The following is a 12804-nucleotide window of genomic DNA, read 5'->3' as shown; positions in this document are numbered from 1 at the left end:
GTCTTTTCACCTATTTCGGTCACGTGGGGAAACCTGGGGGAGGTCAAGTTCTGAGACAATATTTATAGATTTGCGGCGTTGGGTGCCACAAAGAAATGTTGTGTTCGGTGGGGGAAGCCCAGGAAGCAGAGTTTAAAGCTTACTTTTTGCGAAACGCGTCGAGCGCAATGACTTCGCCGGTTTTCTGCTCGCCTTCATCACCTGCGCCGCCAAGTTCGTCTTGCCCGGTGCGGCGGCGGCTTTCTTCAAAGTATTCCAGGTGGCGCGCGTCGTAGTCGTCGTCATCCAGGGCCAAACCATCGAATTCGACGTCTTCGAGCTCGTCATCTTCGTCCAACGGCAACATTTTCAGCTGCAGGGCGAAGTTTACGGACGGGTCGGCGAAGGAAATCACGGATTCATACGGAATGAGCAAATTTTCTTTCTGTCCGCCGAAGCTGAGCGTGACGGACAGGGTGTCCTCTGTCGCCTGCAGGTCTTCGAACTGATATTGCAACACGATGGTCATGTCGTTGGGGTGCTGGGCACGCAGGCGTGCGGGGATTTCGACCCCTTCGGCCTGGGTTTGAAACGAAATATAGAAGTGGTGGTCCCCCGGCAGACCGTGTTCGGCCACGTGGGAGAGTGTTTTCTTGATCACACTGCGCAGCGCTTCTTCGACCCAAATGTCGTAGCGGAGAGTGTCGTCGGTCATGAAAACTCCAGGTTTCAAGCGGTTTTGGCTGCGCATTTGAGGTGCGGCCAAACTGATTCGTTTCAAGGCTTTAGTCATTTTAGCCGAAGAACGGCGCGCAAAGATAGATGTAATCGCTAGTTTTATAAGAGGAAGAGATTAGGGGGGATGGCGAAGTCAGGCAAAAACAAATCACGTGGCGTAGGGCACTCAACCGATTGGCCCAAAGGGCCATGAGGCAAGCGCGACCGCGCGCCGCCGCTTATGCGGCGAGCCAAGAGGTTCGCAGAACCTCGCCTGGCGCTTGAAGGGCTTTATTTTAATAAAGTGGAGGGCTTCTGTTGCAAGGTGCCCTCCGAACCCCGTAGTTGCTTAGCGATTAAGCGGCAACTGCAAATGCTTCGTTATCGTTAGCATTTATAAAAGTAGCCCGATACGGTGGTACAATGCCGGGTGAAAGTCAGTCCTTTACCACACTCGTCGATCCTATTTCGCCCCCAAACCTTCCGCTGTATGTCATTGGATAACCTACACAAACCGCGAGAATTTTTGGTGGAGGCGCCGGGTACCGCCCCCGGGTCCGAAATGCTTATTCCGAAAAACGTTTATCACCATAGTCAGCAAGCTGACGGGGTATATATACGCCTGCTGAAGGAGGATTTCAATTGGGGCCGGGGGTGATCATTTTTAGAGCAATTCAAGGTTTATTCACAAATATGAAAACAATTAAAAATTGCATGCAGATGCTTACTCGTATAGCGTGAACTAATCTTTTTTAAATCGTTGATAGAGAAACAAAGGGAGACGTGACATGAGCACTTGGTCATATGTAGCAGTAGAAGGATCGCAAGCCGATGATGCAGAACGGAACATGTTGAATGCAGCAAATGGTTTGGACACAGCGCAACGCGAGACTTGCAAAATTTCTGCGAGCGATATGCGTGGTAAAGACGCACGGGCTGTGTGTTTTTATGATTCAGACGGGGATAGCTTCGAAGGCGTCATGACAACAACGTTTCAGATGGAAATTGTGAGTACGTCCACGGATTACGATCGGCTGTATAGCGATGCGGCCAAATTCTTGAACTCATTGTCGCCGAAACAAGCACAAAATGCTCGGGTGACGTTCACCAACGCATCCCACAACGACGCAACGATCGCCATTTATTATCCGGCGTCAGTATAACGTCCTTGTCGGGATAGCTCAAAACACAGCCACCACGAGACAGGTCGCAACCTTGTTTCGGGGTGGTTTTTGTTATTGTTTTCAGTTGATTAAGACAAAACGCACCTCGTCGCTCCTGCGCAGGCAGGAGCCTATGGGCATCGCGGCATAAAGTTTCTCACGACCACGCCCAGCCCCCGCCCATGGACTCCGGATCAAGTCCGGGGTGACGGGGGGTGAGGGAAACCAATTTATTCTGATCTCATTGATTTCTTAAGCATAGCGAGGCCTATTTGCAATTGGGGGAGCCCTTTCTCACGATGGGTAAACGGTTTACAATCAACTGACATAGTTTTGTTGGAACGTTTTTGAGACACAGTTTGTGAGGCACAGCGATGAAATTCCCAAATGTAGCAATCCGGATGTTTTTCATGTCGGTATTCGTTTGTGCTGTGGTTGTGGCGGCTGTGCCGACCTACGCGCAGGAATGGATGAAAATCTTACAAGGTACGGTCGAGGCGGTAACGGATCAGCCAAGCCGTGACAGCGGGGCGGCTTCGATGATGGGGCTGTCAACGCACGACCTTGTGTCCGGATTAAAAGAAGCCCTGGTTGTCGGGACCAAAACTGTAACTGGACAATTGGGGGCAGCCGATGGTTTTAACACCGATCCCGCCGTGCACATCCCTTTGCCGAAAGAATTGCAAACGGTCCAATCGACATTGCGTAAGTTTGGTCTTGGCGGATTGGCTGACGACGTTGAATTAAAACTCAACCGGGGGGCCGAAGCCGCAATGCCGAAAGCAAAGCAGTTGGTTTTGGACGCGATCACGTCCATGACACTGCAAGACGCAAAGGCCATTTACGAAGGTCCAAATGACGCCGCGACACAGTATTTCCGGCGCGTCTCATCACAAGATTTGAAATCGACCATGGCCCCCGTTATCGATAAAACGCTCCAAGACGTTGGTGCCGTGACGGCTTACGATCAGTTGGTTGGAGAATACAAATCCATCCCCTTCGTGCCGGACTTGAAAGCCAATTTAACGGACCACGCGACGGACTTGGCGTTGGAGGGGTTGTTTCATTATCTGGCGGCAGAAGAAGCGGCCATCCGCCAAAACCCCGCGAAACGCACGTCAGAAATTCTCATGAAGGTCTTCGGCGCGAAATAACGAAGCCCCCAAATGGCCTGACGGTAATGGTCTGGACGCCCCCCGCCCTGGGTCCCATAGGCTTATTGCGAAAAACGTTTATCACCATCGTCAGTAAGCTGACGGGGGGGGGTACGCGTGAGCGGGGGCAATTGGGGTCTGCACCACAGAGGACACAGAGTGCGCAGAGGGAAAGGGAGAAGGGCGTCAATTGCGAGCGCAGCGAATCCATCCAGGGTCGTCCATCACGAGAGATGCTGGATTGCTTCGTCGCTTCGCTTCTCGCAATGACGATTTTTGTTTTTGTTTCCAGCCTATTAACCCCAAACGCCCCCGTCGCTCCTGCGCAGGCAGGAGCCTATGGGCATCGCGGCATAAAGTTTCTGACGACCACGCCCAAGCCCCCGCCCATGGACCCCAGATCAAGTCCGGGGTGACGAGGAGTGAGGTGAATTAAATTAAATTAAATTACACTGACCCCATTGATCGTTGGCTTGTTTGGGGAGGTTTTCAATTGGGGGGACGGAAATGCAATTATAGATGAATGATGTCTACTCCATCCCATTTATCTTTAAGGTACTCGGCGACCAGACGTCTGTGGCAGTGGTGAGGTTTGTCTTCACTGCACAGCAAGCATCCTCCATCCACAACATTTTTGTCGATGTCTTCAATCTTTCTTTTCACCATCAAATCATGAAAACGTTTTTCATAATCCTCCCATGCGCCTTTTTTCTTTTTATAGTCATCAAGAATATCTTTTGTCGGAGCAAGCTTGGGAGCGTGCAGGTAGTCCATACTGCAAATGGTTTGAGAGAAATATTTTAAGTCATCGCGTTTTGCAAAACCTGCCAGCTGAGAGACATTATTCAGGCGAACGTCAATAATCTTTTTGGCTCCTGAATTTTTCAGGCGTTCAAAAAAGTTTTGGGCAGTGGTTTTTGTAAAGCCGATAGTAAAGAGTTTCATCCCTGGGCCCTCTTTCGAGAATCAGCATCCTCTTCTTCTGTTTTCATTGTGTAGGCAATCGCTTCACCTTGTTTGGTATATGCTTTTTTGAGTATCTCATCTGCTGATAAAAACAGATCATGATTATTCATCTTAAACATAGCTATTAAACGACTTTCTAAGTCTTCATGAGCCTCTGTTTTTCCATCCGCTAAAATGTGGATCACTGAAAAACCAGATTCTTTCAAACTTCTGGAGACCAATATCGTGCGATGACATTCAATAGGGTCTTTTTCAGCACACATGAGAGAAATTTTGTATTGTTCAGAACCTGTAGCAACCCGCTCAAGTCCCTCTCTAAACAATTCCGTTTGTGCTAGTCTATCAAATTGAACTTTGCCATCTTTGTAGCACTTTGGATCCTCGCTTCTGGCGCCTAGCTCTTCACCTAAAAATACATACTGTATGCCTTGGCAGCGCAAAGCGGCCTTTAAGCTTTCTCGATTAAATTGCGGATTGTATTGGCTGTAAGGAGAAGAGCGAACATCAGCTAGCGCTGTGATGCCATGCATATCCAACATTCCTATGAATTTTTCAATGGAATGCGTTGAGTGGCCGACGGTGAAAACACTTATTGTCATTGGTACAGCTGGTGTTCCTTACATGTCATCAGCAATTACTGATGCAATTAGCTTATGAGCACATCTGGTTTCAGGAAAGACCCCACTCAAACTTATACATAATAGAGGTCCTATATATTGGTACCTTTGTGCGGTTCTATCATTGATCCGCCAGTGCATCGTCGGGTCAGTGATCCTGAAACTGTACGGTACACCATTTAACGTGAAGTCACCTCTGTATGTTCTTTTAGTGCTGCCATCAGCCTTCGGTGTATGGGTGATTTGAATGTTCAGTTCCGGTACTTGAATCAATAAAAGAGAATGCTGAAAACCCTGAAGATAGATTTCAGGAACTTCGTCGTTCATCCCGTGTTGGCTGCTTGTGCCATTATGCCACAAAATACCTTCAAAGTGATCAACTGCCGCTCGCAACTCATCTGCCGTTTTTTTATATTGATCTCCCCAGGGAATATTGGGGGCAATCTTATGGTTTTCAACCTGATGAAGGTGAGGCGAGTGTTCTGCAAAAGTGATATCGACCATATCACCAAGCTTAAGTTCATAGCCGCTTCTTTTTGTTAGTTCTTCTTGGCTAATGCCTTCTTCACCATGGTTGCTAATTGGCCGAATCCAGTTTCCGAAAGAACCATCAGCCAGTACTTCTTTTCCAGCAACACAGCTTCCTCCTGGCCGCCAGGACTTGGCTAAGCAAACAAATCTTTTCGTATATGTCATTCGCTTCCTTCATATAGTTCCTGTTTTGAGCGTCTCTTGAAGGTATTTTGTTTTGGGCTCAAACAAAGTGTCTCACATTGTGAGATTATTGAGCAGATAATACACCCATTGGTTTTCGCAATAAAGGCAGTACATCAAGTTGTTGTTTTCTGAATGGCCCACTCAGCCGCACTTCTTTCCCACAACATCTAGCCCCTCTGCTAAAATGCGGCCACGAATCGTGCGATTGAGCTCGCATATGGGGAAGGGGCCGGAAATCAGGGCCTGAGAGAATTGGGGAAGACGTTCCATGGCGGACATTTTCATCGTTGATGACCAGGGGCCTGAGGCCACCGCAATGCTTCAGGCGCTGTATTCGCGCTCGGCGGACAGTGCGCGCACGCATTTGGAGATGGTGAAAAAACGCGGCTCGGCCAAGTTTATGGAGAGCTATTACGTGGGCTACGGCCATGCCTCCATCGGCGATTGCGGTACGACCACCTTGTTTGTCGAGGGCCTGTCGATCCTGGCGTGCAAAGCGGTGCAGGACAATCCGCTGTATTCGGGTCAAGAAAGTTCGACCCGCTATATCGATTTTTCCAAGCAAGCCATCATCGACCCCATCAAAACGTCCGCGAGCCAAGCCATTTTGGACAAGTGGATGGACTTCTATTTGGGCGCGCTAGCACCTTTGGAAGCCGCACTTAAAGAACAATTCCCGCTGGCGGAAGGCGAAAAAGAGAAGGTTTGGGACAACGCCATCAAGGCACGCGGTTTCGACATTCTGCGGGGCTTCCTGCCTGCAGGCATCACCTCGCAACTGGCGTGGTCCACCAATTTGCGACAAGCAGCGGACAAGCTGCACCTGATGCGTCATCATCCGCTCAAAGAAGTCCGCGACATTGCCGACGGCTGCATCGCAGAGCTGCGCGAAAACTATCCGTCCAGCTTTGGGCATAAAGACTACGAAGCGACGGAAGCGTACCTCGCCAAGACCGCGTGGAAGACCAACTATCTCGACAGTTCGTTCTTCGCCGACGACCAGCCGGACTTGAGTTTTAGCTCCACAGTGGACAACGCGGCGCTGGAAGCGGGTGAGTTGGACGTGATCAATTCCCGCCCGCCCAAGACCAACTTGCCGCGTTATCTGGACAGCTATGGCCAGTACACCTGTACGTTCGATCTGGATTATGGCTCGTATCGCGATCTTCAACGCCACAGGAACGGCACCTGCCGTATCCCGCTGCTGACGGGCGAGCGCGGGTTCCACGCGTGGTATTTGCAAGAGCTGACGGACGAGCTGCGCGCCAAGGCCGAGGTTTTGGTGGAAGAGCAATACGCCGCCATTGATGCGCTGGAGGCGTCGGACGAGGACAAACAGTATCTCTACCCGCTGGGCGCAAAAGTGCGCTGCCAGACGGTCTATACCCTGGCGCAAATGATCTATGTCATCGAGCTTAGATCCCAAAATACCGTGCACTCGACTTTGCGCGAAGTGATGCACTGGATGCATAACGAGATGATGGATCGCCATCCCGAGCTGGCCCTGCACACGGACTTGGAGCTCTGCAAGTTTGACGTTAAGCGCGGCACGCAGACCATTTTTAAGCGTGAAGAGACAACCGCGTAAGGTATTATGAAATAAGGTGGAAATTCCCCCAGATCGGAATGGGGGATTGCCTTTTTTTGCTAAACGGTTCAACTTTGGTATAAAGGGGCCAAAGTAGGCGTGATAAAACGCTAAAAAAAGCCGTGCAGAAGGGGTGAGAGACCTGTGAATACACCGACGAAACTGTTTTCAGCAGAGCGCAATTTGATGAAAAAGCGCGGGATTTCTGCGCCCGTGCATCATGTGCCGCAGCCTGTCGTTCATAACGAAGAAGTTCTCAAAGCCATTGATGAGCTCAAGGGCATGTTGGAAGACATCTCCAAACAAGAAACCTTGAACGTGGCGGGTGCTGCGCCGGGTGCGGGCGAAGCGCCGCCGGAACTGTCTGTCTTGCGCGGCCAACTGCACGATCTTAAAGGCTCCATCGACAAAACCAAGGCAGAGATCGCTGCCATTCACAAACCGGGTGTTGAGGAAGACAAATTCGTCACCGCCGCCATGGAATTGAGCGCCATCGTTCAAGCGACCGAGGAAGCCACCAACAATATTCTTGGCGCCGCCGAAGACATTGAAGACCACGTCCAAGGCATTAGAGAACGTATTGACGATGTGAAGTCCCACGATCACTTGCAGGCCATTTCTAACCTGGTCATCCACATCTACGAAAACTGCAACTTCCAAGACATCACCGGTCAGCGCACCGGCAAGGTGGTGAAAACCATCAACTATCTGGAAGAACGCATCCTCACCATGATCAACATCTGGGGTGAAGAAGATTTCGAAGGCATTGAGCTGTCGGACGATGTGCGTTCCGAAGACGAAAAACTTCTGGAAGGCCCGCAGCTGGAAGGCTCCGGCATTTCCCAAAACGATATCGACGCCCTGTTTGATTGAAGGTGTTCGACTAAGCCTGATCAAAATACCGAAATGTCAAACGGCCCGCAGATAAGCTGCGGGCCGTTTTGTTTAGGGCAAAACGATCTCGACCCGGCGGTTTTTGGGCTCAAATGTGTTGTCGGGGGTGGGGATCAGAAGATCCGTTTCGCCTTTGCCGATCACACGGATGTTGTCGGCTTCAAAGCCCAGCGCCAGAAGGGCGGTTTTGACCGCTTCGGCGCGTTGCACGGACAGTTTCATGTTGTAGTCCGCCGGGCCCATGGTGTCCGCGTGTCCTGTGAGGACCAAGCGTGTGACCTTGGCGGCTTTGACCGTGTGCACCACACCTTCGATGATGGCGACCCCGTCATCGGTGATGTCGGCTTTGTTGAATTCAAAGTTCACCAAGAAGGTCTCGGCAATGGTGTGAACGGGCTTGGGCTGTTCAGCCATTTCAGGGGCGGGTCCCGCAACGGGTTCGGCCTGGGCGATGGTGTCGCCTGCGTTGGCGTCGCTGTCGCTGCCGTTCAGCGTGGAGCTGGTTGGACCTAAGTTGAAATTCAAGCGCAGGCCCGCCATGACGCTATGGGTCGTTAAGTCCGCAGAGGTGCTGGTGCCGGCCGCCGTGGAGAAATTTGCATCGCCTGTGGTGAAGTAGCGATAGTCTGCAAACACGTCCACAGCATCGTTCAGCTGATAGCTGGCCCCGGCAATGCCTTGCAGGGCGAGCGCCGTGTCCGTGTCGTCAATGGTGGAGCCGCCAAAGGGCGACGCGTTGTTGAGGCTGACGCGCGCCAGGCCCACACCACCGCCGACATATGGCGTGATCGGCAAGTCCAGATCCAAGTCAACGATGGCGTTGCCTATTAAGGCTTGGGCTTTGGCATCCCCGCTGGCGGACGCACTGGCGACGCTGTCCAAACCCATGCTGCGTTGGCTGAGCTCCAGTTCTAAGCGGAAGGTGTCGTTGAGCTTTGAGCCGGCAAAAACCGCTCCGGCCACACCGGGTTCGAAATCGACGCTGCCGCCGGATGTGCCGCTGGCTGTGGTGTCTTTGGCCTGGACCGCGCCCAGGGCTGCACCGGCGTAAAGACCGTCCGTCCAAGATGGTTCTTGGGCCGGATCGGCGCCAACGGCGGGAGTGAGCGCGCAAAAAAGGCTGAGGGAAGTGAGGGTGGCAAATGTGCGACGCGTTGAAAACATCAGATACCAGATATTGTTGTTCATTGTTGTTGATCCAACAATGCCTTTGAAAATTGAAGAAGTGGTAAACGCGCACAAAAAAAGCACCCCAAAATGGGGCGCTTTTGTGTGATGAACGTGTGGGAATTACTGGACGATTTTCGGCATTGCCGCCGCTTTGGCTTCCAGTTTTTCACACGCTTTGTTCCAGGTGTGCTCAGCGATGGACATGTAAGCCTTCGCGTGCGGGCTGTCGGGCTCGCTGTCCACAATCGGGTGACCACCGTCGGACGTTTCGCGGATTTTGATATCCAGCGGAATTTCGCCCAGGAAGTCCACTTGCAACAGCTCGGCTTCGTCTTTTGCTCCGCCGTGGCTGAACACATCGGTGCGTTCGCCGCATTTGGGGCATTCGAAGTAGCTCATGTTCTCGACGATGCCCAAAACCGGCACGTCGACTTGACGGAACATGTTGAGGCCTTTGCGGGCATCCAACAGGGCGATGTCTTGCGGGGTGGAAACGATAACTGCCCCGGTCAGCGGAACTTGCTGGGCCATGGTCAGTTGCACGTCACCGGTGCCCGGCGGCATGTCGATCAGCAACACGTCCAATTCGCCCCACTGCACGTCGCGCATCATTTGCACCAGTGCGGTTTGGGCCATGGGGCCGCGCCAGATGACCGGGGTTTCTTCTTCGACCAAGAAGCCCATGGACATACATTTGATGCCGTGGCCTTCCATGGGGTCCAAGTGTTGCCCGTCGGACGAGGTCGGCTCACCGCCGTTGATGCCCAACATGCGCGGCATGGACGGGCCGTAGATGTCCGCGTCCAACAGACCAACCTTGAGGCCTTGAGCTTTGAGCGCGAGGGCCAAGTTGACGGTGGTGGTGGATTTGCCCACGCCACCTTTGCCCGAAGCCACCGCGATAATGGACTTCACGCCCGGCATCAACGGGCCTTCTTGGGGTTGCGGCGCGGCTTGCGGGCCACCTTGTTGCGGGGCAGCTTCAGCTTGGCCGCCTTCATTTTCTGCGGTCAAAACCACGGTGGCGGACAAAACACCGTCCAGAGCGTGGATTTTTTCTTCCGCCTCTTTGCGGACAGGTTCAGCGGCGGCACCGACAGACGGCGGGACGACGACGGCGAAAATGACGTGACCGTCTTGAACTTGCAGGCCTTGGACCATGCCTTTTTCGACGATATTTTGGTCGCCGTCCATGACAGTGGACAAAGTTTCTAGAATTTTTTCTTCATTAATCTGCGACATGCTTGAAATCTCCGAAAACGAGCAGATATCCTTGGTCAGACTAGCTTTTTGGTGCGTTTCTCCCACTCTTCAGCGAGGAGGCGTTGCGCAGTCCGGCAGGCTAGCCTATAAGCGTTACGGTCCTTGATATAGGGGCGCGTATTAGAAAAGCAAAATATTAAAGGCTCCGTGGAGATGTTTTTTACTCCTTTGGAGGCCTTTGGACAACGGATTTGAAGGAAACTTAAGCTCATGGCTTGGAAACCTCAAGGTGGAGGCGGCGGTCCATGGGGCGGCGGCGGTAACGGCGGCGGTCCCTGGGGCGGCGGAGGCGGCTCTCAAGGTGGAGGCGGCGGTGGTCAACAGCCCCCCGACATCGAAGAAATGCTGCGTCGATCGCAAGACAACTTCAAAAACATCATGCCCGGCGGGTTCGGCTCCGGCAAAGTCATCGTATTGGCTCTGTTGGGTGCATTGGTGTTGTGGCTGGGCAGCGGGGTCTACCGTGTTGATGCCGGTCACCAAGGTGTGCTGCTGACGTTTGGTGAACACGATCCTCTCAAGGATGTGGGGCCTGGGCTGCATTGGTACTATCCTTCACCGATTGGAACGGTTTTGACGCCAAACGTCGAAGCCGTGCGACGCATTGACGTCGGTTTCCGTGATGCAAGCGAACAAGCGACAGCATTTGGCCGCCAAACCACGTCGGGTCGCGACGTGTTGGAAGAAAGCCTGATGCTGACGAAGGATCAAAACATCTTTGACGTGGACTTCCGGGTTCAATGGAAAGTCAAAGATGCCGGGAACTTCCTGTTCAACATTCGCGATCCAGAATCGACCGTGAAGCTGGCTGCGGAAAGCGCCATGCGCGAAATCATCGGTCAAACCACATTGCAAAACGCCATGACGACGGAACGTCAACAAGTGGCGAACCGGGCGCGCGATTTGCTGCAAACCATTTTGGACAGCTACAAATCCGGTATTTCGGTTTTGGAAGTTCAGTTTCTGAAAGGCGATCCGCCCGCACAGGTCATCGATGCGTTCAACGACGTTCAGTCGGCCCGTCAAGATTTGGACCGTTTGAAAAACGAAGCTGAAGCCTACGCCAACAAAATCGTTCCTACCGCAGAAGGTCAGGCCGCGAAAATGTTGCAACAGGCCGAAGCTTATAAAGAACAAGTCAGCAAACAGGCCGAAGGTGAAGCCAAACGGTTCTTGGCCGTTTATGAAACCTATAAGGCGGCAAAAGACGTGACCACACAGCGTCTGTATTTGGAAGCTATGGAAGAGATCATGAAAAATTCCAACAAAGTGATCTTGGACAAAAACGGCGGCAGCGGCGTTGTGCCTTACCTGCCCTTACCTGAACTCAAGAAACAATCGGGAGGTCAATAATGAATAAGGTATTCATGGCCGTTCTCGGCATCTTGGTCCTGGGCGGCGGCATTGTCGGTGCATCGGCTCTGTTCACGGTTTCGCAAACCGAACAAGCGATGGTGATGCAGTTTGGTAACCCCAAACGCGTGATCCGCGAACCGGGGTTGGCGGTAAAACTGCCGTTCATCCAAAACGTGGTTTACTACGATAATCGTGTTTTGGACCTGGACCCCCGTCCGGAACAAGTGACGTTGGCTGACCAAAAGCGTATCAACGTTGATGCATTTGCGCGCTATCGCATTGTCGATCCGCTACGCTTTTTCCAAGCGTTGCGCACCGAAGCTGCGTTTCGTGACCAAGTGGGCTCGATCTTGAACTCTGCGGTTCGCGATTCCATGGCGCGGAACAATTTGACCGATCTGTTGTCGGAAAAACGGGACGCCATCATGGTCGAGATCGAACAGCGTTTGGCGAAAGAAACCCAAAACTACGGCATCGAAATCGTTGACGTACGGATTGGCCGCACCGACCTTCCCCCGGAAATTTCGCAAACGGTGTACAACCGCATGCGCTCTGATCGTGTGAAGGAAGCCAACCAGCTTCGTGCTGATGGTGAAAAAGCCAAGTTGGAAATCGAATCCCGAGCAGACCGTGACAAGACGGTGTTGCTGGCTGAAGCTCAACGCAAATCACAAATCCTGCGTGGTACCGGCGATGCGGAACGCAACCGCATTTTGGGTGAAGCTTACGGCCAAGACCCGGAATTCTTCGCGTTCTACCGGTCTATGACGGCGTATCGTGAAGCGTTGGCGCAAGGTGACACCAACTTGGTGTTGTCGCCAGACAGCGATTTCTTCCGCTACTTCGGTGATCAGACGGGCAAGCGTTAAGTTCCGTTTGACATAAATCGCAACGGCCCGTTCCTTTTCAAAGGGCGGGCCGTTCGCTTTTAGGAGTTCAAACACATGATCAACTTTGTGGCTGCTTTTGGCTTGATGCTGGTTTTGGAGGGCGTTTTATATGCTCTGTTTCCAAACTTCATGCGCCAAGCCATGGAGGCAATGTTGAGTATGGAAGAGGTGCAAATTCGTGTCGCAGCCGTTGCTACGGCTGGGTTTGGGCTGCTGATTGTTTGGCTGGCGATGCCATAATCTGTTCAAAAGTGTCGCAATTGCGGCTGGCTTTCGCCATACTTCTTCCTAAATTCAAAACTATCTATAGGTCTGCGCGGAAGGGATCCG

General features: G+C 52.3%; 13 protein-coding genes and 1 other RNA gene. 7 read left to right on the top strand and 7 right to left on the bottom strand.

Translation table 11 applies throughout. The features are described from left to right. Nucleotides 1-139: 139 nt before the first annotated feature. Nucleotides 140-694: an SspB family protein gene (locus V5T82_RS16185; protein WP_332896710.1), complete on the bottom strand. Its 555-nt coding sequence runs from the start codon at nt 692-694 to the stop codon at nt 140-142. A gap of 305 nt (nt 695-999) precedes the next feature. Next, nucleotides 1000-1342: a transfer-messenger RNA gene (gene ssrA / locus V5T82_RS16180) on the bottom strand. A 142-nt stretch (nt 1343-1484) separates the two neighbouring features. Here ssrA and V5T82_RS16175 point away from each other — a divergent pair. Together V5T82_RS16175 and V5T82_RS16170 are read left to right on the top strand one after the other, a co-directional pair. Next, on the top strand, nt 1485-1859 hold the full coding sequence (locus V5T82_RS16175; RefSeq protein ID WP_332896709.1) for a hypothetical protein: 375 nt from the start codon (nt 1485-1487) through the stop codon (nt 1857-1859). Between the two features lie 410 nt (nt 1860-2269). Then, nucleotides 2270-3013 (top strand): DUF4197 domain-containing protein, encoded by a 744-nt coding sequence (locus V5T82_RS16170; protein ID WP_332896708.1) that lies wholly within the window; start codon nt 2270-2272, stop codon nt 3011-3013. Between the two features lie 513 nt (nt 3014-3526). Here the strand turns inward: V5T82_RS16170 and V5T82_RS16165 are convergent. Genes V5T82_RS16165 through V5T82_RS16155 form a run of 3 tightly spaced genes read right to left on the bottom strand, consistent with a single transcriptional unit; the run spans nt 3527 to nt 5292 of the window. Beyond that, the gene (locus V5T82_RS16165; protein ID WP_332896707.1) at nt 3527-3958 is read right to left on the bottom strand and encodes a DUF488 domain-containing protein; all 432 of its coding nucleotides are present in this window, start codon (nt 3956-3958) and stop codon (nt 3527-3529) included. Continuing rightward, nucleotides 3955-4578, bottom strand: a complete 624-nt coding sequence (locus V5T82_RS16160; RefSeq protein WP_332896706.1) for a DUF488 domain-containing protein — start codon at nt 4576-4578, stop codon at nt 3955-3957. The genes V5T82_RS16165 and V5T82_RS16160 overlap by 4 nt, the downstream gene beginning before the upstream one ends. Nucleotides 4579-4596: 18 nt before the next feature. Next, complete coding sequence (locus V5T82_RS16155; RefSeq protein ID WP_332896705.1) at nt 4597-5292, bottom strand: dual OB domain-containing protein; 696 nt, start codon at nt 5290-5292, stop codon at nt 4597-4599. Nucleotides 5293-5581: 289 nt separating this feature from the next. On the opposite strand from V5T82_RS16155, the gene V5T82_RS16150 reads away from it, so the two are divergent. Next, the gene (locus V5T82_RS16150) at nt 5582-6901 is read left to right on the top strand and encodes an FAD-dependent thymidylate synthase (protein WP_332896704.1); all 1320 of its coding nucleotides are present in this window, start codon (nt 5582-5584) and stop codon (nt 6899-6901) included. Between the two features lie 144 nt (nt 6902-7045). After that, on the top strand, nt 7046-7774 hold the full coding sequence (locus V5T82_RS16145) for a protein phosphatase CheZ (protein ID WP_332896703.1): 729 nt from the start codon (nt 7046-7048) through the stop codon (nt 7772-7774). 72 nt (nt 7775-7846) lie between these two features. On the opposite strand, the gene V5T82_RS16140 is transcribed toward V5T82_RS16145, so the two are convergent. After that, nucleotides 7847-8983: an OmpA family protein gene (locus V5T82_RS16140; protein WP_332896702.1), complete on the bottom strand. Its 1137-nt coding sequence runs from the start codon at nt 8981-8983 to the stop codon at nt 7847-7849. Between the two features lie 102 nt (nt 8984-9085). Next, nucleotides 9086-10207, bottom strand: a complete 1122-nt coding sequence (gene apbC / locus V5T82_RS16135; protein WP_332896701.1) for an iron-sulfur cluster carrier protein ApbC — start codon at nt 10205-10207, stop codon at nt 9086-9088. A 231-nt stretch (nt 10208-10438) separates the two neighbouring features. Between apbC and hflK the strand changes: the two genes are divergently transcribed. The 3 genes from hflK (at nt 10439) to V5T82_RS16120 (ending at nt 12714) form a co-directional block, all read left to right on the top strand. Beyond that, the gene (gene hflK, locus V5T82_RS16130) at nt 10439-11581 is read left to right on the top strand and encodes an FtsH protease activity modulator HflK (RefSeq protein ID WP_332896700.1); all 1143 of its coding nucleotides are present in this window, start codon (nt 10439-10441) and stop codon (nt 11579-11581) included. After that, nucleotides 11581-12453, top strand: coding sequence for a protease modulator HflC (gene hflC / locus V5T82_RS16125; protein WP_332896699.1), 873 nt, complete (start codon nt 11581-11583; stop codon nt 12451-12453). Before hflK ends, hflC begins: the two co-directional genes overlap by 1 nt. Before the next feature lie 75 nt (nt 12454-12528). Then, nucleotides 12529-12714, top strand: coding sequence for a DUF2065 domain-containing protein (locus tag V5T82_RS16120; protein WP_332896698.1), 186 nt, complete (start codon nt 12529-12531; stop codon nt 12712-12714). Nucleotides 12715-12804 lie beyond the last annotated feature (90 nt).

Source organism: Magnetovibrio sp. PR-2 (genome assembly GCF_036689815.1).
GTDB lineage: Bacteria > Pseudomonadota > Alphaproteobacteria > Rhodospirillales > Magnetovibrionaceae > Magnetovibrio.
This window is presented reverse-complemented; position numbering and strand designations above follow the sequence as displayed.

What these genes read in the sequence shown, in the direction of transcription:
- V5T82_RS16185 (WP_332896710.1), bottom strand. Translation starts at nt 694, where the DNA reads ATGACCGACGACACTCTCCGCTACGACATTTGGGTCGAAGAAGCGCTG.
- V5T82_RS16175 (WP_332896709.1), top strand. Translation starts at nt 1,485, where the DNA reads ATGAGCACTTGGTCATATGTAGCAGTAGAAGGATCGCAAGCCGATGAT.
- V5T82_RS16170 (WP_332896708.1), top strand. Translation starts at nt 2,270, where the DNA reads ATGTCGGTATTCGTTTGTGCTGTGGTTGTGGCGGCTGTGCCGACCTAC.
- V5T82_RS16165 (WP_332896707.1), bottom strand. Translation starts at nt 3,958, where the DNA reads ATGAAACTCTTTACTATCGGCTTTACAAAAACCACTGCCCAAAACTTT.
- V5T82_RS16160 (WP_332896706.1), bottom strand. Translation starts at nt 4,578, where the DNA reads ATGACAATAAGTGTTTTCACCGTCGGCCACTCAACGCATTCCATTGAA.
- V5T82_RS16155 (WP_332896705.1), bottom strand. Translation starts at nt 5,292, where the DNA reads ATGACATATACGAAAAGATTTGTTTGCTTAGCCAAGTCCTGGCGGCCA.
- V5T82_RS16150 (WP_332896704.1), top strand. Translation starts at nt 5,582, where the DNA reads ATGGCGGACATTTTCATCGTTGATGACCAGGGGCCTGAGGCCACCGCA.
- V5T82_RS16140 (WP_332896702.1), bottom strand. Translation starts at nt 8,983, where the DNA reads ATGAACAACAATATCTGGTATCTGATGTTTTCAACGCGTCGCACATTT.
- apbC (WP_332896701.1), bottom strand. Translation starts at nt 10,207, where the DNA reads ATGTCGCAGATTAATGAAGAAAAAATTCTAGAAACTTTGTCCACTGTC.
- hflK (WP_332896700.1), top strand. Translation starts at nt 10,439, where the DNA reads ATGGCTTGGAAACCTCAAGGTGGAGGCGGCGGTCCATGGGGCGGCGGC.
- hflC (WP_332896699.1), top strand. Translation starts at nt 11,581, where the DNA reads ATGAATAAGGTATTCATGGCCGTTCTCGGCATCTTGGTCCTGGGCGGC.
- V5T82_RS16120 (WP_332896698.1), top strand. Translation starts at nt 12,529, where the DNA reads ATGATCAACTTTGTGGCTGCTTTTGGCTTGATGCTGGTTTTGGAGGGC.